We start from the raw sequence: 21,236 nt of genomic DNA, 5'->3' as shown, positions 1-21,236 counted from the left end.
CGTACCGTCACCACACCAGACCACCCAAAACACCCAGGAGAGCGCGTGACAGAGCGACTTACGACCCAGAACGCGACGATCACCACCGCCACCATCCAGATCCAGACCCTCACCATCGGAAAGAAGCAGGTCACCCTCGCCGTCTTCCGACAGCTGCCGGAGGAACCCCTCATCAGCGACGACGGAACCCTGAATGGCGAACCGTGGGGAAGGGTCAACTACCACCCGGCCAAGTGCGAAGGGCACGCCAACCACTGGCACATCGTCTGGCAGCAAGGCTCTGAACTCCTGCGGGCCACAGTCGTGAAGACTCCAGACTTCGACCCCGCGCCGCTGACCCGTTCGGTTCCCGAGACATTCGAATGCGAGGTCGCCAGCCGGTACGTGACCAGCCTGGTGCGAGAGTGGATTCACGGCCGCGTCGAAAATCAGCCCATCAAGTCCCCCACCTTCATGGGCGAGAAGCTCAGCGATGCAGTCACGATGGGGAGCCAGCTGGGATTCAACGTCAGGGGCTATGCATCTGAGGCCGCACTGGCAGCCATTGCTGGAAAGAGCAACGTGGAACGCTCCGCCCATTCCCTCGCCGAAGCGCAGGAAGAGCTGTCCAAGCCGCTGACGCCGTACACCACGCAGGAGTGGAGGGAACGCGCGGTCACGGACAAGCAGGTGGCCCTCGAGAAGATGGAACAGGAATTCTCGGCTGCTCGCGATGCCCTCGACAAGGAGGTCGCCGAGTGGGGCACACACAAAGCCCTCTCGAGCGCCCTCACCGACGCGGCCCAGGGCGAGGCCGAGCGTCGGCAACGCCACCGTGACGCACGTGCGGCCCTTGCACAGCTTCCGCAGCTGTTCATCGCCGTCTGAGGGCCGGCCCCGCTCGTACCGGGGCCGGCCACCCCCATCACACCACGAAGGAGAACGCCACCCCATGGCCCTCGACTACCGATTCCGCACCGTCGACTTCCGCCCCGCTCCCGAAGGATGGCGCACCGCCTGGATCACTGCGGACGGCCTTGATGTCCTCCCCATGCCGGGCTGGCTGGTGCGCGAAGAGTTCGAATACGACAGCCCCAACAGCGATGACTCCGCGCGCAGCACTGGGTACCGCGACGTCATCGCAGCCCGCGTCGAGGACTACGGCATCGAGGCCATCGACGCCACCGACACCTCGTTCTGGTTCATCCTCGGCCCCGGTCAAAGCGAGCCCACCAAGGAAGAGGTGGCCGCGGAGATCAGCCGCAGGAAGGCAGCCCTCGAAGCGAAGGGGCCGCGATGACCTCGCATGTCGAGCGGGCGATAGCAGAGCGCATCGCCCGTGTCCGCGCCGAGGAAGAACGCAAGCGCCTCGAGCGCGAGGAACAGGCGCGCCGCCGGGCGGCCGGCCTGGCGAAGCGCAACGCCCGGCGGCTGTACAACCTCGCGCAGCGCGGCCTCGAGCTGGCCCCGCCCACGACCTTCAACAACACGTCCCTCGCCGCCTCCGGCGCCCTGTGAGGAGTGACCGCCCATGACCGTTTCTGACCTGGACGCCAAGAGCCAGGCCGTCCTCCTACTGGCCCGCGGCGCCACCACCGACAAGGCGGGTGAAGCCGTGGGCGTATCGGGGCGAACCATCCGAAGGTGGCGCGAAGACCCCGACTTCGAGGCCGAAGTGCGGGCGGCTCAGAAGGAGCTGCTGGCCGAGGCCCGCGCCGCGCTCGGGGGCGCCGCCCGGGACGCCATCACCGCGCTGCACGAAGCCCTCAAGGATCCGAGCACCGCGCTCCGTATCCGTGCGGCCGCGGTGCTGCTGTCGGCGCTGCCTGCCATCACCGAGCAGTTCGAGCTCGAGGAACGGCTGGCCACGCTCGAGGCGGCCCTCGAGGAATCGAGGCTGATCGCGTGAGCTCCCGCACCATCCGCGCCCGCCTCGACCGCCTGGCGAAAGCGCTCGGCGAGCCGGCGCGCGATGCGCCCGTGTGCCGCTTCCACGGCACGCACTGCCGACTCGGCATCAACTGGCCGCTGCCCTACCCGGGGCGCCCCGAGGACGACCTGCTCGACCTGGTGGCCGAGGCCCGGCGGCACGTCGGCAAGGAGCCGCTCGTGCATCCGCGGGACCTGTGGGCGACCGACCGGCACGAGCAGGTGCCGCCCGAGGAACTGGCCCGCGAGAAGCAGGAGCTCGAGGAGCTGCTCGCCGCGGCACGGGCTCGTAACGACCAGATCGAAACCGCGCTCGCGGCCGGCCGCGACATCGACATCAACTACTAGGAGGAACCATGACCATCGACTTCAACGGCACGCCGTTCAGCGCGAGCGTGGCGGGTGACCGCGTCCACGACTTCCGTCTGCCGCGCGACCGGTCCCGCGTTCCGGCCAAGACGCAGGAGGCGCTGCACGCCGTACAGGAGGCGCTCGACGCCGGAGCGAAGGCCAAGACGCAGACCGCCAAGCAGGAGGCGTCGGACGCCCTGCGGGCCGCGGTCGACGACGTGTACGACCGTGCGGCGGCGACGAGTCGGGCGGACCGTGAGACGCACCGGGAGCAGTACACCTACGGGGCGGCGAAGCTGGCCCGGGCGCTCGAGGAGGCGCAGGCCGCGCTGCAGCTGATGGCCGACCATGCGCAGATGTACGCGAACCCTGTCGGGGTGGGCTTCCCGCTGGACGTGCGGAGCAACTCGCCTGCGGTCATGCAGCTGAGGCTCATCTCGGAGACCATCGCCAACCTGCCGGCCGCGCCCGAGCTGGGCTGAGAGGGGGAACCGTGGAGCGGAAGACGACGACCAGGCGGCCGACGCCCGCCGAGCGGCACGCGGCCCGCGCGCTGGGCCTGCCGGAGCCGGAGGAGGTCGAGGAGGACGTGACCCCGTCGGCCGTGCAGCACGCCGAGCGGCTCACGGCGCCGCGGAAGTCGGCGAAGCCGAAGGGCACGCAAACGTTCGACTGGTACGCAACGCGCTCCCTAGGCGGTGGGGACGCCGCCTGATATTCACCGCCTGACGAATTGCGCCCGGCCGTCCACGCGGCGGCCGGGCGCAGCGATGCCCCGCCCTTGGAGCTGTCCATCGGGCGGGGCATCGAGCGTTCAGCGAGTGCAGCCAGCAGACGTTGAACGGGATGCAAGGAACGCTACTCGCCGGCACTGACAACGGCCGCGTCCTGCCCAGCTGCCGCCTTGCTCACGCTCGACGCCCACCACCGCTTGCCGCCCTGCGCGGTCGGCACGCCGTCCTCGTTCAGGCCGTCCGCGATCGCCCGCCACGTCCGCCCGTCGGCCCGCTCGGCGAGGATCCGCTCCAGCACTTCACGTGGCAGCGCGGAAGGCCTGCCCAGCCGGACGCCTGCCGCCCTCTTGGCTGCCATGCCCTCGCGGGTGCGGGCCCGGATCAGGTCGCGCTCCAGTTCGGCGAATGCGCCCTGCATGGTGAACATCGTGCGGCCGTGCGGGGTGGTGAGGTCGACGGACCCGTCGGAGGATGCGAGCGCCCAGCCTTCCCGCTCGGACCGGTCGCGCAGGCGCAGCAGGTCGGCGGTCTTACGGGCGAGGCGGTCGACGCGGTGGCAGAGCAGGATGGCGGCGCCGCCGGAGGCAAGGACCTCGAGGGCGCGCGCCAACTCCGGCCGGTCCTCCGGAGCCTTGGATGCCGAGACGCCCTCGTCGGGGAACCACTCGACGATCGTCCACCCGCGGCTGGCCGCGTAGGCCTCGATGGCGGCGCGTTGCGCACCGAGGCCGGCGCCGGATGACGCCTGCTCCTCAGTGGACACACGGCAGTAGGCAACGACGGTGTCCGACGGTCGCTCAACTGTGCGACGACGGCGGCGCTTTGGGGCGTCCACGGAGTTATCCACACCCCGAACGTACACCAAGGGACCCATTGGTGTACGCAATTGCCCTAGGACACCGACCGGCGACCCTCGAACAGAGGGCTGTTGGTCGAGAACGAGCGCCGCCACGGATGGTTCAGGCCCGCATCGTCGACCGCACCATCAAGTAGTGCCGCCCGCTCCTCGCCGACCAGGCCGAGGGCATCGGCAAGCCGCCCGGCCACCGTCCGCGACGGGCAGCGCTCCCCGCTCTCCAGGTGGCAGAGGTAGGACGGCGTGACCCGCGCCAGCTCGCCGAGCGCCTTGAGGGTGAGGCCGGCGCGACCGCGGGCCGCCCGCAGCGTGGCAGGAAGTTCCGGGGGCGGAGTTCGACGCTGACGCACTGCCATGGCGAGAACCTCCATTGAGGAATGATTCAAAGGTCACAGGTCACTCTGACCTGTGAATCGTAGGTCACTGGCGTTAGAATCAAGTAGGCCGCGGTGACCGTGATGGGGCCGCAAGCACCCGTGATGGGCGCACCAGGGCAGTCGAGCAGGTCGCTCACCGCACAGAGCAGGACGCTCACAGATCGCCCAGGTAGGGCCAGCCCCCATCCGCTGCTCGACCTGGAGCACCCCATGGCCCCCCGCGCCTTCAACGGGGCAGCGCTGCGCGACGCACGCCGCCTCGCCGGAATCCCCGCCGCTCAACTCGCCGCCACCGTCGGCCGCACTGAGTGGGCCGTGTGGAGCTACGAGACAGGCCGGGTCCGGCCGCCCGTGGACGTCGCCGCCGGCCTGGCCGACGCCCTCGACCTCCATCTCGACCAGCTGCTGACCAACGCCGAGACGGCGGTGGCGTAGTGGCTGGCTCATTTCGCATAGCCGAGGGTTTCGTTGAAGTAACTGCAGATGAGAGCGGCTACAACCGGGCGATGGACCGCCTCAAGTCGAGGCGCACCGAGGTCGGCATCGGGCTGAAGCTCGACGACCGCGAGGCACGAACCCAGCTCGACCGCTTCACCCGCGAGCGCTCGCTGAAGGTGAAGGTCAACCTCGACCAGACCGCCTTGTCGAGCGCGCGGTTCCGGGACTTCACCGTCAAGCTGATGCCGGAGATCACGGAGTTCGCCCGCCGCCTGGTCGAAGAGCAGCTCGCCACGCTGACCCGTGATCGAACGGTACGGATCACCGCCGACCTCGACACCCGCGCGGCGGCCGCTGACCTTGCGCTTCTTACCCGGCCTCGCACCGCTCGCGTCACTGCCGACGCTGACACCCGCGCGGCGGCCGACGACCTGGCGCTTCTTACCCGCAGCCGCACCGTCAACGTCCGTGTCGACGTGGACCGGTCCGCCCTCAGCATCCTCACGAACCTCGGCGGCGCTGGGAGTTCGGTTGGCCTGCTGTCCTCCAGGTTCGTCGCCCTTGCCGCTGCCGCAGCGGGCGCACTGCCCACGATCGCGTCCCTCGGCAGCAGCATCATCCAGATGGGGCCGGCCGCGGCTGTCGCAGTCCCCGCGCTCGGTGGTCTGGTCACGGCCGTCGCCGCCCTCGGTATCGGCCTGCACGGCGTCAGCGACGCCTTCACGGCCGCCGGCGCCAAGAGCGGACAGAGCGGGGCCTCAGCCGCCGCCGCGGCCCGTGCGGTCGCTCAGGCGCAGCTCAACGTCGTGCGCGCCACGCGGTCGCTCAAGGAGGCGCAGACCGATGCGGCCCGACAGATCGTGGACGCGCAGAAGAAGGTGAAGGACGCCGCTGAGGACGTCCGTGACGCGGAAGTGAAGGCGGCAGCGGACCGGCAGGCCGCGCTACGCCGGGTCGCGGACGCGGAGCGCAACCTGACCGACGCGGTCAAGGACGCCAAGGCCGCACAAGAGGACCTGACGGAGGCCCGCAAAGAAGCGGCGCAGCAGCTCGAAGACCTCAACGCCAGGCTCACTGACGCACAGCTCGACCAGCGGCAAGCCGTCCTCGACGTCGCCGACGCGGAGAAAGAGCTGGCCGCGGTCAAGGCGAAGGGCGCCGCCGCGACAGCAGAGGAGATCGAGCGTGCACAGCTCGGCTACGACAAGGCCACACAGCGGCTGAAGGAGCAGCAGACCGAGACCGCCCGCCTGCGGGAGGAGACGACGGCCGCGAACAAGGCGGGCGTCGAGGGCTCCGACACCGTCACGAACGCGCAGCAGAAGGTCGCGGACGCCCAGCGCACCGTGAGCGACCGCACCCGCGATGTGCGCGACGCGCAGGCTGATGCGGCGAAGACGGCGAAGGACGGCGCCGAGTCGGTCGCGGACGCGCAGGAGAAACTCGCTGAGGCGCAGCAGGGCGTGGCCGACGCGCAGGTCGCGGCGTCCCGGCAGGTGCGTGCGGCTCAGGAGTCTCTCGCGGATGCGCAGCGGTCCGTGAACGACGCGCAGGCGCAGGGTGCGGCGCAGACCGACAAGTACGCGGCCGCGATGGCCAAGCTGTCCCCGAACGCGAGGGACTTCGTCACCTCCATCCGCGCCATGGGGCCGGCCTTCTCGGCGCTGAAGATGGACGTGCAGGATCGGCTGTTCGCCGGGCTCGGCGACTCGGTCACGAAGCTCGGCACCGCTGCCCTGCCCGCGTTGAAGGTCGGGCTGGGCGGTATGGCGGACATCCTCAACGGGATGGGCCGCGGCCTGATGGACACGTTCACGAGGCTCGCCGACCAGGGCCTGCTGACGCGGATGTTCCAGGGCTTCAACGAGGGTTTCGCGCCGTTGCAGAAGATCCCCGGCCAGCTCGGGCAAGCCTTCGTGCAGCTGTCGATCGCGGCGTCGCCGGCGTTTCAGCGGATCACCGAGGCGATGGCGTCGTCTGCGGACAGCATCACCGCAAAGCTCACCGCCGCGTTCGAGGACGGCCGCCTTCAGGGCGCCATCGACCACGCCGTGGACCTGGCGAAGCGGTTCGGCCGAGTCGTTGCGGACGCGTTTGTCTCTCTGAAGAACATCCTCGGCGCCGCGGCTACGGGCGGCGGGGATGCCCTCACGGTCCTCGGTGACGCGTTCGCCGAGCTGCGCCGGGTGACGGGCCTGCCGGAGATGCAGGACGCCCTGTCGCGGATCTTCGGCGGCTTCCAGTCCATCGCGTCGCTGGTGACGAGCGTGGTGGGTGCTGCGTTGTCGGGGCTGGTCCCGATGATTGCCCCGCTGGTCGAGGCGGTCGGTGGCATCGCTGACGTCTTGAAGGGGCCTCTTACCGGGTTCTTCCAGTTCGTTGCCGACCATCACGTCATCTTCGGGTCGCTCGCCACCGCGGTCCTCGGCATCGCTGCGGGCATGAAGCTGTGGGCGCTCGGTACGGCTGCTGTCGCGACGGCTCAGGCGATCCTTTCGACCGTGATGGCGGCGAGCCCGTTTACGTGGATTGCGCTGGCGGTGATCGGTCTTGCGGCTGCGTTCACGTATGCGTGGCAGGAGTCGGAGACGTTCCGGGACATCGTGAAGGGTGTCTGGCAGGGGATCCAGGACGTCTTCGCCGCGACCATGGACTGGATCGACAAGTGGGTCATCCAGCCGTTCCAGTACCTGTACGACGTGCTGGTCGGCCACTCGATCATCCCGGACCTGGTCAACGCGATCGCAGGCTGGTTCACCAGCTTGTGGACGAAGACGAAGGAGATCTTCGGCGCTCTGAAGGACTGGGTCGTCTCGGTCTGGAACAGCATCTGGAACACGGTCCGCGCGAAGTGGGACACCTTCTACACGGGGCTGCGGAACGCGGTGACCGGGGCGTGGTCGTGGATCCGGAACAGCGTCAGCGGCGTGAAGACGGCGATCACCAACACCTGGTCCTCGTTGTGGAACGGCGTGCGCGACAAGGTCTCGGCGATCTTCACCACGATCAGCGGGAAGATCTCCAGTTTCAAGACGTCCATGCAGAACGCGTTCAGCGCACTCAAGAGCGGCATCGGCACGGTCTGGGACGGCATCAAGTCGAAGGTGTCCGCCCCGATCAAGTGGGTTGTGGATCACGTCTATAACCAGGGCATCCGCAAGATGTGGAACACCATCGCCGGGAAGATCAGCAGCAAGCTGACGCTGCCCACGATCTCGCTGGGCTTCAACTCCGGTGGTGTCGTCCCGGGGACGGGCAACCGGGACACGGTGCCCGCGATGCTGACACCGGGCGAGCGGATCCTGTCCACACGGCAGGTGGCGAAGCTCGGCGGCCACAAGGGCATCGACGCGATGCTCGGCACTGACCGGCCGACCAAGACGGGCGGGAACCCGACCCCGCAGCAGGAACGCCGCCAGCACCAGGCCGTGCCCGGCTACGCCGACGGCGGCATCGTCGGTACGGTCACCGGGGCTCTCGGCAGCGCCGTCTCCGGCGTCTCCAACTGGGCGAAGGACATAGTCGTCGGCGGACTGAAAGCCGCAGCCAGGAAGGCCATCAACTCGCTCGTCAAGCCGCTCATCAACAGCATCCCGGGCGGCGGCGTCGGCTCCCTGATGAAGGGCCTGTCGAACAAGGCGCTCGACGGGATCCTCGGCTTCCTCGGCGCGGAGGACAAGAAGGCCAACGGCGGCCCGGCCGTACAGAAGGCACTGTCGTGGGTGAAGACCCAAAACGGCAAAGCGTATCAATGGGGCGGAAACGGGAACCCTTCCTGGGACTGCAGCGGGCTGATGTCCGCAATTGAGTCCGTGATTCGCGGCGAGAACCCGCACCGTAGGTGGGCGACCGGCTCGTTCGTGGGGAACTCGGGTCCGGCCGGCTGGGTGCGGAACCTGAACTCCCCGTTCATGATCGGTGTCACAAACTCTGGCGTGGGCCACACCGCGGGCACCCTCGCCGGCGTCAACGTCGAGTCCCGCGGCGGGGATGGCGTCATCGTCGGCAAGGGCGCCCGCTCCTACAAGGACAGCCTGTTCACCAGCCGCTGGGGCTTCGCGCCCGCCGCGAAGTACGACAGCGGCGGCCTGCTCCAGCCCGGCGCGACAATGGCGGTGAACGCGACCGGCCGCCCGGAGCGCGTGTTGTCCGCCGACCAGACGGCGACGTTCGAGCAGCTGGTGCGCTCGGGCGGTGGCAGTGCGGGCAGTGTGACCATCGAGCACTTCGAGGTGAACGTCAACGGGACCATGGACCTCAGCAACCAGCAGGCGATGAAGAAGCTGGCGAACGCGATGCCGGGCTACATGAACGAGGCCCTGCGTAAGTGGAACAAGGAGCGCGCCCGATGAGTACCCCGCCTGTCCTGCGCTGGCCGATGCCGGGCCGCGTCCTCGGCATCGACGGCCAGCTCATCGCCTGCCCAACGTGTGGTGCCGGCGAGGCGTTGGCGCTCGGTATGGACCTCGACGACCACACCGACGCCCCCTCGTACATGAGCTGCCAGGCGGGCCACTCGTGGGCTGAGGAGCGCCTCCCGCGCCGTCTCGGAGCCGAGTTGCTCGCCACCATCCTCGACATCGAGCCGGGCCTTCTCGGCAGCCTCGACGAGCTGCGCGACGTCCATGGGGGCACCGATGCGTAACAAGATCGCCGAAGCGGAGATGCCCGTCCTGCGGTACGGCGACGAGGTCATCGCGTGCCCGGTGTGCGGGCAGTTCGACAGCCTGATCCTGATCATCGACTCCGACGACCGAACCGAGACGCCCAGCTTCATGAAGTGTGATGACGGACATCAGTGGGCGGAGCCGCGGTTCCCCCGGCGGATCGGCGCCGGATTCCTGGCCCTGGTCGAGGAGGCGCGGCCGGAGTCCATCGACTGGTCCGAGGTGCGCCGGGCCGGCTGAGCCCGCCCCCCTACAAATCACGGGGGTGCAGGAACGGGCGGGAGACCCGGCCCCGGCACACCGTCGCGCCGGGACCGGGAGTCGTCACGACCACGTGTAGCCGTAGGTGTCCGTGCGGCGGAGACGCCCGTTGTAGTGGTCGACGTGCTCGCCGCCGTGGTTCGGCGGGCGGGTGCAGCGGCCCGGCCCGTCAGGGTTCCGCTTCCAGCAGTACCCGGCTGCCCGGCCGGCCGCGAGCGACTTCTCCTCGTCCACTGGCAGCGTGGGCTTCCGCCCGCTCATGCGGCGGCCCTGCCCTGCTTGGTAAGCCGCTGGAGGGCGTGGCCCTTGTCGCAGCCGCCGCCTTCGGTCCGGCAGGTGGCGCAGTCCTGGGCGTGGTCCAGGAGGGCGCGGTACGCGGTGCGGCCGGTGCAGGGGCGGCAGCCGCGAGGGAACTGGCGCACGCCGTCCACGATGCGCTCCCCGAGCAGGATGGCTCCGCCTGCGGTGAGCGGATCGGCGCACCAAATACAGTCCGCGCCGCGGGCCTGCCGACCAGTGACGCCCTCAGTGGGGATCGTCAGTAGCTCCACTGTGGCGACCGCGGCCGGGGCGGTAGCTTGCTTCATGTCGGCGCTCCCTCGGGTGTCGGCCAGCCCCGGGGCCGGTCGCACGGTCGCCGGGGTTTTCGACCACGATTCGCTTCTGCACCACGGCTGCCATCCCACCGACGGGTATCCCCATGATGGGTAGGGCCACAGACGGGGCGCGGCCGCCGGGGATGGGGGACGATATGACGGTGATTCAGCCGCCCACCGCGCTGCCGCCCGCCGTCCTCGACCTTCCCCAGATGCGCGAGGCCCTGCGCGCCCACGACTTCGGGACCGTCTTCCGGCTCGCCCGTGAAGAGACGGGCATCAGCTACCAGCGGCTGGCCGCCGAGTGCGGCATCAAGCCGGAGCGGGTCGGCGCGCTCGCCCGCGGCCGGGGCCGTGTCGAGAGCTACGACAAGATCGCCGTCATCGCGGACGCCCTCCGGATCCCAGGCTCCATGGTCGGGCTGGCACCCCGCCCGTGGGAGACGGCCGTCGACACCGTGGCCGTTCGCCGCCGGGACGTCCTCACCGCGGGCGCTGTAGGCCTCGCTGCGACCCTGCCGGGCGTCCTCTCGCCCTCTGCCCCGGGACGGGTCGGAACGCGCGCCGTGGCCCAACTGCGGGAGCGCACGGCCCGGCTGCGGCGCCTCGACGACATCCTCGGCGGCGGCGACACATGGCGGGTGTACGCGTCCGAGTATCAGGCGACGAAGGGCGTCCTGCGGAACGGTACCTACGGCGAAAGCGTCGGCCGGGAACTCCTGGCGCTGGCCGCCGAGCAGGCGCAGCAAGCCGGATGGGCGGCATTCGACGGCGGCCGGGAACGGGACGCGACGACTCTGTACCGGGAGAGCCGGTCTGCTGCCGAGGAGGCGGGCGCCGGGGACCTCGCCCGAAACGCGCTGGCCTATCTGGCGTACCAGGAGGTGAGCGCCGACCCACGCGCGGCCGCAGCCATAGCGTCCTACTCGTGCGAGGCGATCACCGAGGACACCCCGGCCACCGTGCGCGCGCTGCTGTGGGAGCGGTGTGCGTGGGCGCGGGCCGCCGCCGAGGACGTGACCGGCACGGACGAGGCCCTCACGGAAGCGCGCGCTGCCCTCGGCGCAGACGACGCCGGCGACCCTCAACCGGACTGGTCGGCATGGGTGGATCAGGTGGAGTTGGACATCATGGCCGGCCGGTGCTGGACGGCGCTGCGCCGACCCCTGCGCGCCGTGCCACTCCTGGTGCGCGGCCTCGACCAGTTCGACGACGCGCACGCCCGGGACAAGGCCCTGTATTCGACGTGGCTGGCCGAGGCGTACTCGACGGCCGGGGAGGTTGAGGAGGCCGCGAGAGTCGCTGTGCGGGCCGTGGAGCTGGCCGACGGGGTGGCTTCCGCGCGGCCCCGTCGGCGTATCGAACAGGTGGTGTCCGCCCTGGCCGTTGAGTACGGCACGGTGCCAGCAGTGGCCGAACTGGTCGAGCGGACGGCCTAGTCGGTGGTCGAGCGGTCGATCCATTCCAGGCAGGCAGCCGCGCCCCGGATGATTTCGGTGGCGCACACCTCGGGGTTGTCCCACGGGTGATGCTCGATCAGGTGGGCTTCCAGTGCTGGGTACCGAGCGCCGGTGGTCTTGAGGAGCAGCTGGTATTCCTCGCTCGTGCCGAACTCTCCGGCGTGCCAGAACACGGACGTCACCGGTCCGACGATCTGCGCGCCTGCGGCGAGCCGGTTGTGGACGGCGGACTGGGCGAGTGCGACGGCCTGTTCGCGGGTCTCGGTGGCGGTGGAGACGGTCAGATAGTCAGCCATGGCGCGAGGTTACCGGCCCCAGACATACGAAAGGGCCCCCTGCTCGGCCGTGGTGACCGTGCAGGGAGCCCTTGGCTAGGAGCGGTCGAGGTAGGCCTGCACGGGAGGGAACAGTCCGCGCGGAACGTACTGCGGGATCTCATCGGCCGCGACCCAGGCAACTGCCGAGACCTCGCGCGGCGATGCCGCGTGCGCGGTGCCCGCGAGGATCGTGCACGCCACGTAGGCGATGAGCCGGCCCGTGTCGGGATGCACACGCTCCCCGAGTTCCTCGACGGCCTGAACGGTCAGCCCGGTCTCTTCCAGCGTCTCCCGCACGGCCGTCTGCCCGACGGGCTCGCCGTCCTCGACCTTGCCGCCGGGCAGCGCCCAGACGAGGTCTCCCTCGGCGACGCTGCGGCGGATCATCAGCAGCCGGCCGCCATCCACGATGACGGCCATGACGACGAGTGGCCCCTCGCTCATCTACCGCTCAGCTGTCCAGTCGATGAACGCCTGCCAGGCGGGCGCCGAGACCGGTACGCGGGCGCGCTCCCGGCACTTGGTGTCCCGGATCAGGGCGCCCGAGGCGGGGCGCGCCCACTCGACGCAGGAGCCGCTGTCGGTGTACGTCGACGTCTTCCAGATCAGCGCGGCGTCTTCAGCCTGCGACACAGGGTCTCCCTCACTCCGTCGATGAGATCCAGCGACTCCCGCGGCGCCAGTGCCAGGCCGTGCAGCCGCTCCCATGCGGAACTGTAAGCGGCAACGTCCTCGGGGCGGGTGGTGATCTCGGAAGACGTCAACGCCTCGACGAACGCCGCCCGCTGCCCTGCCGTCCGGTACAGCGTGAAGGCACCGGCCAGTCCGGGGTGAGCCTCAAGGCCCTGTGGCAGCACCTGTACGGTCAGCGACGGCTGTAGCGCCGTGAGGGCGAGCAGGTGCTCCAACTGGTCGACGAGCGTCGCGTAGCCGCCCACAGGGCGATGCAGGGCGCTCTCGTCGACGACGACGCGGATACTGCGGGCGCCGGGCCGGCCGAGGCGGTCGATGCGGTGGCGGCGCGCCTCGGCGCGCGCACTGACCTCCTCGAGCGGCAGGGCCGGTGTGGTGGCGTGGATGGCCGCGGCGGCGTAGGCGAAGCTCTGCAGCAGTCCAGGGACGAACAGGGGCTGCCACACATTCACGGTGTCGGCCTCGGCCTCGACGGCGGCGAGCCGTTCGATGTGCTCGCCAAGCGTCTCCGCCGGCGAGTCGAAGATGGTGGTCACGATGTCCTTTCGAACGACAGGGAGGGAGGCGCGGAAGGGGACCCAAAGGCGGCTGATTCCGGGGTTCGGTGCCGCGCTCGAGGCTGCCTCCCTCGCCTCCCTGATTGGGCATATATGCAGGTCAAGTACAGGGAGGCAGGGTGGGGAGGCGGGTAGGGAGAACTCCCCCCCCGTTCCCGCCGCCTCCCTCCGGTCAGAACTCGTCTTCGGCGTCGTCCTGGGCGTCCGCTTCGCGGTCGGCGATGGCGTCGACGATGCGCTGCCGGCTGACGTGCATGACGCCGCCGCCGGTCTTGTACTCGCCGTGCCCGCAGTCGTCGAGGACGCGCCGCAGGTCCCGGAACGACCAGCCGCCGTACTCGACGGGGTTGAGGTTGGCGAGGCCGTGGATGACGTCCTGCGTGCGCATCCTGGCGGTCTGGCCGAGGACGGTGAGGATGTCGGCGAGCGGGTCGGCCACCTCGAACGCGGGCGCGTCCACGGGCCCGGTGCCGTCGTACAGGCCCATGGCTCGCTCGACGACCGGCGTCACCTCGTCGATGCCTGCCTCTTTCCGCACGTAGTAGGAGCGGATCAGCCCGGGAGTCTTCCCGAAGCCTGCGGCCATGGCGGTGCCGACGTCTTCACCTGCGACGAGGGTTGTCGCCGAGTATCCGTTCTTGTGCATGCCGGTGCCGAGGATCGCGTCGTTGCCCTGGTGGTCGTTGATCGCGAACGCGACCCGGTGGGACACGGTCTTGGAGATCCCGCGCGGCAGGCTCGCCGCATCTGCATCCGGGGTGATCCACAGCAGCATGATGGCCGTTTTCCTGGCCTTCTTGGTGACCTTCAGCGCCAGTTCCTTGGCTTCCTTGCCGTGGTCCGGGTGCCCGAACAGCTCGTGCACCTCGTCGAACACGACGATCCGCGGCCGCATGGACGGGTCGCGTTCCGCCATCTCGCGAGTGACCTTGGTGTCCGTGCCGAGGCGTTCCAGTTCCTGCCCCCGGCGGGACACCTCACCGGCCAGGGCGCGCAGTGTGTCCATAGCCGCAACCACGTGCTCGTCGTCGTCGCCCTTGACCAGGCTCCGCAGGCGGGGCCGCATCGGGTCGTAGTCGCTGTTGTACGCGAGTACGTGCACGTCGATCTCGACCAGCGGGTCGAGCATCGCGCCGAGCAGCAGGGACACCACCAGGCTGCTCTTGCCGCTGCCCATGATTCCGGCGATCAGGTAATTCGCGGCCATCAGGCGGCCTATGACCTGCTCGCCTCGGGCGTTGAGCGCGACGGGCACGCCCCGGAAGAAGTCGGTGGTCCCCTCGGTGAGCAGTGGCCACGGCGGTACCGGTTTGGTGAGGACACCGGGGTCGGCGACCCACAGGTCCAGCACGCCGGCCTGGTCGCGCGGCTCGGTCGGCCACACCTCGATCGGCTTGCGCATCAGGTTGTGGGCGAGGATCTGCTTTTTGTCGGCGATCATCTCAACGGGTACGCCCTCGGGGAGCTGCAGCTGAGCGTGCCACCCGTTACCGGAGCGGGTCGACGGCTGTACCCAACGGGCCTTCCAGCCTTCCTTGAGTGCCTTGTTCAGCGGCGGGATGCCCAGGTTGCCGAGGGCTCGCATGATGGCGTTCTCATCAGGCACGACGTCGCGCTCGTCGCCGTCGACGGGCAGCGCCCAGGTGGGGGCGGTGCGCTGGTTGCGGCCGACCGCCCAGACGCCGGCCAGGGCCAGCCAGGGCAGCGAGTACAGCAGCGGGTCCCAGATCACGGAGGCGATGAACGCCACCCAGCCGATGAACTGGACAGCAGCGTTGAGCGGGGTGAGGACGTCGTGCACGTCGTGGCTGTTCCAGGCCAGGATGATGCCGAGGACAAGCAGCAGGCCTGTGCCTGCGACGGCCGCGGAGAACAGGGCCTTGGGGGCGGTGAGGGCCATCTGCAGCAGCTCCATGCGCCGCTTGTGCCGGTCCTGCCGGTAGGCGTGGCGGCGCTGCTCCCACTCCCTGATCAGTTCCTCGTTCCCGCCGGCCTCGGCGATGCGCATCATCCGCTCGTAGCGGGCCGCCGTGCGTCCGTCCCAGGCCCGCTTGGCGAGGATGCGGGTGCCGCCCCACAGGTAGGAGCCGTGCCGGACGGTGAACCGGTAGGCCGGGTTGGTGCGGGTCTCGACAACGACTCGGCGCAGCGAGTCGATGCGGACCCTGCGCTGCGGCGCCGAAAGCTCCTTGCTCGGCTCCTCGACGGCCGCGGCCGGGGCGGCTTCGGGGGCGAACTTGAGCAGCGACACCTGCGGTTTGACGTGCCCGTTTACACGCTCCGGGGCGGTCTCGGTCATGCTGGTCTCTCCTGGTTGCTCGATGGGTGACGAGGGACACGGGGCGGCCGGATGTACCTGTGCCGGGTACGGCCGCCCCGTGGCGTACCTACTTGCTGCGGCCCTTGGTGCGGGCGTCTTCGCGGGCCTGCGCCTTGTCGCGGATGGCGTCCACGCGGTTCTCCAGCCGCTTGGTGGGCTTGCCCTTGGCCTGGCGGCGGGTGATGCGGGCGCCGAGGGCGACGACGCGGAGGAGCTCGCCGACGCTGTGCGGGTCCTGGTTGGTAGCGGCCATCACTTGTTCCTCTTCTTCTCGTGGTCGCGGCCGGCCTGCTTGGCGATCGCCGAGGAGGACACGTAGCCCTCGGCGCCGCATGAGCAGCGGTAGACGTAGCCGCGGGACTTGGGGACGACGTAGGTGCTGTGGGCCTTCATGTGGGGGTCCTCCTGGTCGTGTTGCGGGTCAGCCGGACCAGTCGACGGAGCCCTTGCCGTTGCGGCGCTCGTAGTCGGACCAGAAGCGGGCGTCGCGTTCCTTGCTGGCGCGCTCGGCGTCCTGTCGGGCCTGGGCCAGTGAGGCGCGAGCGGCCTGAGCCTGCCTCTGCTGGCGATTGGAGCGGGGCTGGCGCGGGGCGGGAGTACCGGTGGCGCCGGGGGTGTCGGACTTCGGGCACTTCGGGCTGAACAGGCCCATGACGGGCTCCTCTCCTGCGGGCCGGGCTGTCCGGCCCCACCGCTCCGACAGAGCTCCCTCGAGAAGCTCTGTCGGACGGAAGGGCAGGTCAGCGGTGCAGACGGAGACGGGCCATGACCGAACGCACCTCGTCGTGACTGGTCTTCATGCCGGCGCACACCGCGAGGCGCGTGACCTCGTCGTAGCGCACCTGGCCGTGCTGCCGGCGCATCTGGCGGGCGATCCGGGCGATACGGGTCTGCCGTTCACGGGCGGCCCTGCTGCGAACACTCATGGCGGATAGTCCTTCCAGGTCAGCGACGCTTTTTGGTGGGCTTGGCAGCGGGCCGGATCTTGGATGCGGCCCAACCGACGGCAAGGATCACGCCCGCCAGAGAGGCGCCGATCATCGGGAGATTCGCGGAGACGGTGCCGATGATCCCGATGAGCGTGCCGCCGACCAGGACGACGACCGCGCACACGGCGGCCGTGCAGACGACGACCACGGCCAGGATCAGGAACGTGACGATGATCAGCCGTTGCAGAGCGGGGTCCATGCCCTGCTGGACCGGGGCCTGCACGACGACCGGCGGCGGGGGCTGCCCGATCGTGAAGTGCACGGGCCGCCCCTGGCCGTCGTAGAGGACGTTCGGCGGCCGGTGGTGCGCGGCCGGCTCGGCGTAGCTGCGGTACGCCTCAGGCAGGTTGGGCTCGGTCATCGCGTCCACCGCCGGACGCGGGGCAGGTGCAGCCGGACGGCCAGGCCGAGACCGAACGCGACGACGACGGGCTTCGACAGCAGCGCCGCGACGATGGCGGCCACGACGGTGAGCAGCGACGGGTACAGGAGCAGCAGCCCAAGCAGGGCGCCGAGGATCAGCCAGCGCATCACGCGTATCCGCCTTCCATGGGCTTGGCCGGGATCTCCGGATCGGTCTTCTTCGCGGCCCGGGAGAGGGCCGTGCGGACGTAGGGCTCGGTCACGACCAGGCGGCGGTGACGCTCGACGTGCTCGACGATGTCCCGCGGTTTCGCATCCGGGCCAAGAGCTGATGCGGCCTCGACCACCGCGGCTTCCAACGTGACCGGCTCCAACTCGCCGACACGGCCGCTGACCTGTTGATGCGCCCGCGCATCAGGGCGGTCGACGGTGTACTCCGCAGGCTGCTGGCCGAGGACCAGGGCGACCGCGACAGCGTCCACGGCAACCCCGTAAGTGGCGAGCATGTGGGCGAGTTCGGCCGGGGGCGCATCAGGTCGCGCATCAGCTGCAAGCCGGATCGCGTCGGCCGGGTCCATGTCGGCGAACCGGGCGCGGAGCACCTCCGTCGCGGAAGCCGTTCGGGGCTGCGTGGGCTGCTGCCCCACGGAGGCCGCGGGCGCTGCGCCGTACATGGATGCGAGAGCCGCATCAGCCCCCTCACGGACGCGTACACGCTGCACGTCGACCAGGCCGGCGCCGAGCTCGGTGTCGCCGACACCCACGTGGCGGGCGAGCCGCCAGTACCGGCGCACGGCCCACTTCTTCTTGCGCTTGTCCGGGTGTCCGTCGGCGACGGCACGGTTGAACGCCAACTGCCGGGCGACGTCGGCGTTGCGGCGCATCACCTCGGCGTCCACACCGGTCGTGTAGACGACGATGCTGCGGGCGATGAACCCGAGGCCTTCGGCGGCGCCGGACATGGCCAGCGGGGTGACCGCGTACACCGCGGCCTCACGAACGTCGCTGGCGATCGTCACGCCGATGCAGCTGGCCGACATGGGAGCGAGCCACATGCCGCCCCGCACCACGGCCGGGGAGGACTGCCCGAGCATCGTCCGCCCGAGCATGATCAGGGCCAGGATCAGGGTGAGGCCCTCGCCCGCCGCGACCACGCCGGCCGCGGTCGCCTGCCGGTGGAATGCGGCGACGGCGTTGGTGTACGTACCCCAGGCGCCGAAGCCGCCCACGACAGCCATCGCGACGGCTGCGGACGCGAGCACGGCGACCTGCCCCTTGGCGAGTTCTCTGGTGCTGTTCATCGGCCCACCTCCGGGGCGGCGGCTCGCACCACGCGGTGCGAAGCCAGGCAGATGCCCTCGCGGTCCTGCTGGGCGACGGCGTCGACCAGAGCGGCCATCAGGGCGGGAACGTGCGGGACTTGGCGACGGGCGGGCCGCCGGGCGCGGTCGATCGCGCGCAGGGCCGCGTTCTCCGTCGGCCTCGGGACCGGCCACTTCTTCTTCACGGCGAGCCCTCCAGGAGTCGGAGGCGCTCGACGACGGCGTGCAGGGGACCGGCCGCGAACGACGTGAGCGTGTCGGCGAAACCCGCCAGCTTGGCGGCGTCGAACTCGTGCCAGTCGTCCAGCTCGGCAACCGCCATCGGCTGCGTCGGACCATGCGTGCTGAACGGCCGCTGGAACAGCGCCACCGACAGCACTTCGATCTCGCCGTGACAGGCCGTGTCGACGACCAGGCGGACGGGCTCGCCCGCGTGCTCGATGTCCTCGCGGTAGCCCTCGGTCGGGTGGTCACCCAGGCACCAGGACGGCTCAGGGATCGTCACGTCGCCGTGATCCTGGGTGCGGATCGTCACTGTGCGGGGATCGTTCACAGCTCCCCACCTCCGCGGTTCTCCGCACGACTGAGCGTCTCCGGGCGGGTGCGCGGGCCGTCGACCCAGGCGAACGGGCGGGTGTCGGCGGCGGCCTTGAAGACGCGGATCGCGGTACCCGCGGGGGCGTCCGGCAGGCCGTAGACGCGTGCGCCTTCCAGGGAGGCGAGGAGGCGGGCGCCGTGGTGCTCGCAGCCGTTCGCGCCGGCGTTCTGGGCGTCGAGGACGGTGACGACGACCGGGCCACCGCACGGGGTGGGGTCCTCGGGGTGAGCGGCCGGGCAGCGGTCGACGCTTTCGTTCGCCGGTACGGAAGCGTCCGGCTCGGCACCGAGGGCGCGCAGCAGCAGGCGCAGGGATTCCTGGAGCGAGAGCACCTTGTCGCTGTCGAGCAGCTGCTGCGCGACGCGGATCGCGACCTCGAGGTCGCTCGGCTCGCGCAGCTCATCCCGCACGCGGCGGGCGGCAGCCCCATAGAGGGGCTGCCGGATGTTCGCCTCAGCCACGACGACCACCGCTGCGGGCCGGGGCGTCGTACCAGTCGAGGAAGCGGCGGCGGGTCTCGTCCTCCCGCAGGTGCTGCGGAACGTCCGGCTTGACCCGCAGCTCCATCGCGCCCGGGTCCCCGTGCAGGGCGACCAGGGCCTGACGGCCCGTGTCTTCCGTCTCGACGACGGTCACGCCGAACGCCTTCAGCAGGTACGCGACCGGCATGGACAACAGGTCGGTGCGCGTCAGCGACACCCACGGCGTCAGGTCGCCGCGGGTGTTGGCCGCGTGGTCGGTGGCCTGCGCCTCGCCAAGCTGGTCGGCCAGCTCCTCGAGGGCCCGCAGGTGACCGCGCACCCGACGGATCTCCTCGGACAGCTCCAGCGGGCTGGACAGGATGACGCCGGCGCCGGTGCGGCCCTCGGGCACGAGCTCGACGTAGGGCCTGCCGTCGTCCGCGTCGAACGGCCACTGCACGATCCGCCCCTGCAGGACGCTCTGCTCGAGCCCGTCGACGGTGTAGTCGAGGCCGACGACGTCGCCCTGGTGCGACAGGTCGGCCGGGTCGATGCCGCGGGCGACGTCGTCCGAGTGGTCCGCGGTGCACCAGCTGGGGCAGGTCGAAGTGAGGCTGCCGCCCGTCTTCAGCGGGTACGTGATCGTGCGCGGCTCGACGGCCGACGCCTGCTCGGTGGCCGGGGTGGTCTGTACGGTGTCCTGCATGGTCGTTCTCCCTGCTCGAAGGGGTTCGGCCACAGGCCCCGGCGGGTGTTCGCAGCACCTGCCGGGGCCGTCCGCTTGTGCGGAGGCCGTGATGCGGACGTGCGTGAAGGACTTGGCTTAAGCCCCGGAGGCCAGGCGCACCCGGCGCTGGAACAGGCGGAGCGCGTCACCCCGGTTGCGGGTAACGAACAGCCCCCGCTCGGTCCCGTCGCTGACCCGATACCAGGTGCCCGGCACGCCCAGCACCCCCAGGTCATCCGACAGCGATTCCAGCGAAATCCCGGAGCGAAGCGTCTCGGTGGTCCAGTTCATTTCGGTCTCCATTTCGATCGCTCTGCCGGTCCGGATTCAGGCGGTGAGGGCGGGGACGTCGACGCGCTCGACCTTGAGGGACGGCGCGGACTGCTTCATCGGGACCGGGCCGAGGCCGAGCCGCTCGTAGGTGGCGCGGATGGAGTCCAGGTCGGCGGTCTGACGGCTGCTCGGGGTGCGGGAGACGAGCCACCCGCCGTACAGGCCGGCCGGGAGGCGGTCGAGGAGCTTGCGGCTCTTGCGCTTGGCGCGGTCCGCGGTGCGGGCCTGGTCGGCGGCATCCGCGTACTCGGCGGCGGCCGTCTCGATGGCCTCAATCTCGGGCAGCTCGTCGGCGGCGTAGACGTCCGTCGGGTCCGGGGCGGTCTCCGTCTCGATGCTCTCCAGCTGCTGCGCCTCGACGAGGGCGGCCGGAGTGACGACCGAGCGGACCGCGTCGGCGACAGTGCCGAACAGGCCGCGGACGGTACGAGCGGCATGCGGGGTCATGAGAAGGTTGAGCATCGGTTCTCCCTGTTGCTGCAGGTGGTTCCGTAGGCCCTCGGTCGGTGCTCCAACACCAGCCGGGGGCCGTTTGCGTATCCGGTGAGCCGCGACCGAAGCCGTCAACTCTGTTCCGAACAATGTTGACACTACGCCTACGCCATGGGACTGTCAACTCTGTTCCGCACAGAGTTCACAAGAGAGGTCGTGACAACATGGCAGCCATGGCACGAGATGAGATCCCTGAGCTCCGGGCGCTGCGAGACGAATACGACCGGGCCCGGGATGCCCTTATGGCAGCCATCCACAAGCACCTCGACGAGGGCGAGTCGAACGCCCGCATCGCCCGCTCAGTCGACTGGTCTCGCGAGTACATCGCCCGCATTCGCAAGGAGCGCGAGGCCGGCGGTGAGGGCACCGGCCCGACCTAACCAGGGCCGCGCCGTCTCACACTCGTCTCACAGAGC

At 70.1% G+C, this 21,236-nt stretch carries 35 protein-coding genes; 13 read left to right on the top strand and 22 right to left on the bottom strand.

Features of this window, described 5'->3' with window-relative positions:
* The first annotated feature begins 45 nt into the window (after positions 1-45).
* The 7 genes from ACFY16_RS33235 to ACFY16_RS33205 all read left to right on the top strand — a co-directional run bounded on the left by ACFY16_RS33235 (position 46) and on the right by ACFY16_RS33205 (position 2,974).
* Positions 46-867, top strand: a complete 822-nt coding sequence (locus ACFY16_RS33235; RefSeq protein WP_390650931.1) for a hypothetical protein — start codon at positions 46-48, stop codon at positions 865-867.
* 64 nt (positions 868-931) lie between these two features.
* Positions 932-1,279 carry a hypothetical protein gene (locus ACFY16_RS33230; protein ID WP_390650930.1) on the top strand — a complete coding sequence of 116 codons (348 nt, stop codon included), beginning with the start codon at positions 932-934 and terminating at the stop codon, positions 1,277-1,279.
* Positions 1,276-1,497: a hypothetical protein gene (locus ACFY16_RS33225; RefSeq protein ID WP_390650929.1), complete on the top strand. Its 222-nt coding sequence runs from the start codon at positions 1,276-1,278 to the stop codon at positions 1,495-1,497. The genes ACFY16_RS33230 and ACFY16_RS33225 overlap by 4 nt, the downstream gene beginning before the upstream one ends.
* A 13-nt stretch (positions 1,498-1,510) precedes the next feature.
* Complete coding sequence (locus tag ACFY16_RS33220; RefSeq protein ID WP_390650928.1) at positions 1,511-1,888, top strand: helix-turn-helix domain-containing protein; 378 nt, start codon at positions 1,511-1,513, stop codon at positions 1,886-1,888.
* Positions 1,885-2,256, top strand: a complete 372-nt coding sequence (locus ACFY16_RS33215) for a hypothetical protein (protein WP_390650927.1) — start codon at positions 1,885-1,887, stop codon at positions 2,254-2,256. Before ACFY16_RS33220 ends, ACFY16_RS33215 begins: the two co-directional genes overlap by 4 nt.
* 8 nt (positions 2,257-2,264) lie before the next feature.
* Positions 2,265-2,741, top strand: a complete 477-nt coding sequence (locus tag ACFY16_RS33210) for a hypothetical protein (protein WP_390650926.1) — start codon at positions 2,265-2,267, stop codon at positions 2,739-2,741.
* Between the two features lie 11 nt (positions 2,742-2,752).
* Complete coding sequence (locus tag ACFY16_RS33205; protein ID WP_390650925.1) at positions 2,753-2,974, top strand: hypothetical protein; 222 nt, start codon at positions 2,753-2,755, stop codon at positions 2,972-2,974.
* A gap of 143 nt (positions 2,975-3,117) precedes the next feature.
* Here ACFY16_RS33205 and ACFY16_RS33200 read toward each other — a convergent pair whose 3' ends face one another.
* Together ACFY16_RS33200 and ACFY16_RS33195 are read right to left on the bottom strand one after the other, a co-directional pair.
* Positions 3,118-3,867, bottom strand: a complete 750-nt coding sequence (locus ACFY16_RS33200) for a recombinase family protein (protein WP_390650924.1) — start codon at positions 3,865-3,867, stop codon at positions 3,118-3,120.
* A 17-nt stretch (positions 3,868-3,884) separates the two neighbouring features.
* Positions 3,885-4,205 carry a helix-turn-helix transcriptional regulator gene (locus ACFY16_RS33195; protein ID WP_390650923.1) on the bottom strand — a complete coding sequence of 107 codons (321 nt, stop codon included), beginning with the start codon at positions 4,203-4,205 and terminating at the stop codon, positions 3,885-3,887.
* A gap of 231 nt (positions 4,206-4,436) precedes the next feature.
* Here ACFY16_RS33195 and ACFY16_RS33190 point away from each other — a divergent pair, with 231 nt between their 5' ends.
* The 4 genes from ACFY16_RS33190 (at position 4,437) to ACFY16_RS33175 (ending at position 9,571) form a co-directional block, all read left to right on the top strand.
* Positions 4,437-4,661: a helix-turn-helix domain-containing protein gene (locus ACFY16_RS33190; RefSeq protein ID WP_390650922.1), complete on the top strand. Its 225-nt coding sequence runs from the start codon at positions 4,437-4,439 to the stop codon at positions 4,659-4,661.
* A 71-nt stretch (positions 4,662-4,732) separates the two neighbouring features.
* Positions 4,733-9,016: a hypothetical protein gene (locus ACFY16_RS33185; protein WP_390650921.1), complete on the top strand. Its 4,284-nt coding sequence runs from the start codon at positions 4,733-4,735 to the stop codon at positions 9,014-9,016.
* A complete protein-coding gene (locus ACFY16_RS33180) occupies positions 9,013-9,309 on the top strand; it encodes a hypothetical protein (RefSeq protein ID WP_390650920.1) in 297 nt (98 codons plus the stop codon). The genes ACFY16_RS33185 and ACFY16_RS33180 overlap by 4 nt, the downstream gene beginning before the upstream one ends.
* Positions 9,302-9,571 carry a hypothetical protein gene (locus ACFY16_RS33175; protein WP_390650919.1) on the top strand — a complete coding sequence of 90 codons (270 nt, stop codon included), beginning with the start codon at positions 9,302-9,304 and terminating at the stop codon, positions 9,569-9,571. Before ACFY16_RS33180 ends, ACFY16_RS33175 begins: the two co-directional genes overlap by 8 nt.
* 84 nt (positions 9,572-9,655) lie before the next feature.
* On the opposite strand, the gene ACFY16_RS33170 is transcribed toward ACFY16_RS33175, so the two are convergent.
* Positions 9,656-9,853, bottom strand: a complete 198-nt coding sequence (locus tag ACFY16_RS33170) for a hypothetical protein (protein WP_390650918.1) — start codon at positions 9,851-9,853, stop codon at positions 9,656-9,658.
* Positions 9,850-10,179 (bottom strand): hypothetical protein, encoded by a 330-nt coding sequence (locus tag ACFY16_RS33165; RefSeq protein WP_390650917.1) that lies wholly within the window; start codon positions 10,177-10,179, stop codon positions 9,850-9,852. The genes ACFY16_RS33170 and ACFY16_RS33165 overlap by 4 nt, the downstream gene beginning before the upstream one ends.
* A 164-nt stretch (positions 10,180-10,343) precedes the next feature.
* Between ACFY16_RS33165 and ACFY16_RS33160 the strand changes: the two genes are divergently transcribed.
* Entirely contained in the window at positions 10,344-11,627 is a 1,284-nt protein-coding gene (locus ACFY16_RS33160) for a helix-turn-helix domain-containing protein (RefSeq protein ID WP_390650916.1), read from the top strand.
* Here the strand turns inward: ACFY16_RS33160 and cutA are convergent.
* The 18 genes from cutA to ACFY16_RS33070 form a co-directional block, all read right to left on the bottom strand.
* Complete coding sequence (gene cutA / locus ACFY16_RS33155) at positions 11,624-11,944, bottom strand: divalent-cation tolerance protein CutA (RefSeq protein WP_390650915.1); 321 nt, start codon at positions 11,942-11,944, stop codon at positions 11,624-11,626. The genes ACFY16_RS33160 and cutA overlap by 4 nt on opposite strands.
* A gap of 75 nt (positions 11,945-12,019) precedes the next feature.
* On the bottom strand, positions 12,020-12,409 hold the full coding sequence (locus ACFY16_RS33150; protein ID WP_390650914.1) for an NUDIX hydrolase: 390 nt from the start codon (positions 12,407-12,409) through the stop codon (positions 12,020-12,022).
* Entirely contained in the window at positions 12,410-12,598 is a 189-nt protein-coding gene (locus tag ACFY16_RS33145) for a DUF397 domain-containing protein (RefSeq protein ID WP_390650913.1), read from the bottom strand.
* Positions 12,571-13,194, bottom strand: a complete 624-nt coding sequence (locus ACFY16_RS33140) for a DUF5753 domain-containing protein (RefSeq protein WP_390650912.1) — start codon at positions 13,192-13,194, stop codon at positions 12,571-12,573. Before ACFY16_RS33140 ends, ACFY16_RS33145 begins: the two co-directional genes overlap by 28 nt.
* 193 nt (positions 13,195-13,387) lie before the next feature.
* A complete protein-coding gene (locus ACFY16_RS33135) occupies positions 13,388-15,514 on the bottom strand; it encodes a cell division protein FtsK (RefSeq protein WP_390650911.1) in 2,127 nt (708 codons plus the stop codon).
* Between the two features lie 88 nt (positions 15,515-15,602).
* Positions 15,603-15,788 (bottom strand): hypothetical protein, encoded by a 186-nt coding sequence (locus ACFY16_RS33130; RefSeq protein WP_390650910.1) that lies wholly within the window; start codon positions 15,786-15,788, stop codon positions 15,603-15,605.
* Positions 15,788-15,928 carry a hypothetical protein gene (locus tag ACFY16_RS33125; protein ID WP_390650909.1) on the bottom strand — a complete coding sequence of 47 codons (141 nt, stop codon included), beginning with the start codon at positions 15,926-15,928 and terminating at the stop codon, positions 15,788-15,790. Before ACFY16_RS33125 ends, ACFY16_RS33130 begins: the two co-directional genes overlap by 1 nt.
* Positions 15,929-15,956: 28 nt before the next feature.
* On the bottom strand, positions 15,957-16,187 hold the full coding sequence (locus ACFY16_RS33120) for a hypothetical protein (protein WP_390650908.1): 231 nt from the start codon (positions 16,185-16,187) through the stop codon (positions 15,957-15,959).
* 88 nt (positions 16,188-16,275) lie between these two features.
* Positions 16,276-16,461 (bottom strand): hypothetical protein, encoded by a 186-nt coding sequence (locus ACFY16_RS33115; RefSeq protein ID WP_390650907.1) that lies wholly within the window; start codon positions 16,459-16,461, stop codon positions 16,276-16,278.
* Positions 16,462-16,480: 19 nt separating this feature from the next.
* Positions 16,481-16,885 (bottom strand): hypothetical protein, encoded by a 405-nt coding sequence (locus ACFY16_RS33110; protein WP_390650906.1) that lies wholly within the window; start codon positions 16,883-16,885, stop codon positions 16,481-16,483.
* The gene (locus ACFY16_RS33105; protein ID WP_390650905.1) at positions 16,882-17,055 is read right to left on the bottom strand and encodes a hypothetical protein; all 174 of its coding nucleotides are present in this window, start codon (positions 17,053-17,055) and stop codon (positions 16,882-16,884) included. Before ACFY16_RS33105 ends, ACFY16_RS33110 begins: the two co-directional genes overlap by 4 nt.
* Positions 17,055-18,188, bottom strand: coding sequence for a hypothetical protein (locus tag ACFY16_RS33100; RefSeq protein ID WP_390650904.1), 1,134 nt, complete (start codon positions 18,186-18,188; stop codon positions 17,055-17,057). The genes ACFY16_RS33105 and ACFY16_RS33100 overlap by 1 nt, the downstream gene beginning before the upstream one ends.
* Positions 18,185-18,394 (bottom strand): hypothetical protein, encoded by a 210-nt coding sequence (locus ACFY16_RS33095; protein ID WP_390650903.1) that lies wholly within the window; start codon positions 18,392-18,394, stop codon positions 18,185-18,187. Before ACFY16_RS33095 ends, ACFY16_RS33100 begins: the two co-directional genes overlap by 4 nt.
* A complete protein-coding gene (locus tag ACFY16_RS33090) occupies positions 18,391-18,762 on the bottom strand; it encodes a DUF6907 domain-containing protein (RefSeq protein ID WP_390650902.1) in 372 nt (123 codons plus the stop codon). Before ACFY16_RS33090 ends, ACFY16_RS33095 begins: the two co-directional genes overlap by 4 nt.
* Complete coding sequence (locus ACFY16_RS33085) at positions 18,759-19,268, bottom strand: hypothetical protein (RefSeq protein WP_390650901.1); 510 nt, start codon at positions 19,266-19,268, stop codon at positions 18,759-18,761. Before ACFY16_RS33085 ends, ACFY16_RS33090 begins: the two co-directional genes overlap by 4 nt.
* The gene (locus tag ACFY16_RS33080; RefSeq protein ID WP_390650900.1) at positions 19,261-19,974 is read right to left on the bottom strand and encodes a DUF6907 domain-containing protein; all 714 of its coding nucleotides are present in this window, start codon (positions 19,972-19,974) and stop codon (positions 19,261-19,263) included. Before ACFY16_RS33080 ends, ACFY16_RS33085 begins: the two co-directional genes overlap by 8 nt.
* 117 nt (positions 19,975-20,091) lie before the next feature.
* Positions 20,092-20,286 carry a hypothetical protein gene (locus tag ACFY16_RS33075; protein WP_390650899.1) on the bottom strand — a complete coding sequence of 65 codons (195 nt, stop codon included), beginning with the start codon at positions 20,284-20,286 and terminating at the stop codon, positions 20,092-20,094.
* A gap of 36 nt (positions 20,287-20,322) precedes the next feature.
* Positions 20,323-20,790, bottom strand: a complete 468-nt coding sequence (locus ACFY16_RS33070; RefSeq protein WP_390650898.1) for a hypothetical protein — start codon at positions 20,788-20,790, stop codon at positions 20,323-20,325.
* A 203-nt stretch (positions 20,791-20,993) separates the two neighbouring features.
* Between ACFY16_RS33070 and ACFY16_RS33065 the strand changes: the two genes are divergently transcribed.
* Entirely contained in the window at positions 20,994-21,200 is a 207-nt protein-coding gene (locus ACFY16_RS33065; RefSeq protein WP_390650897.1) for a hypothetical protein, read from the top strand.
* Positions 21,201-21,236: the final 36 nt, after the last annotated feature.

Source organism: Streptomyces sp. NPDC001315, from assembly GCF_042896175.1.
Classification (GTDB): domain Bacteria; phylum Actinomycetota; class Actinomycetes; order Streptomycetales; family Streptomycetaceae; genus Streptomyces.
Note: the sequence above shows the minus strand (reverse complement) of the source record. Positions and strands in the feature narration are given on the sequence as shown.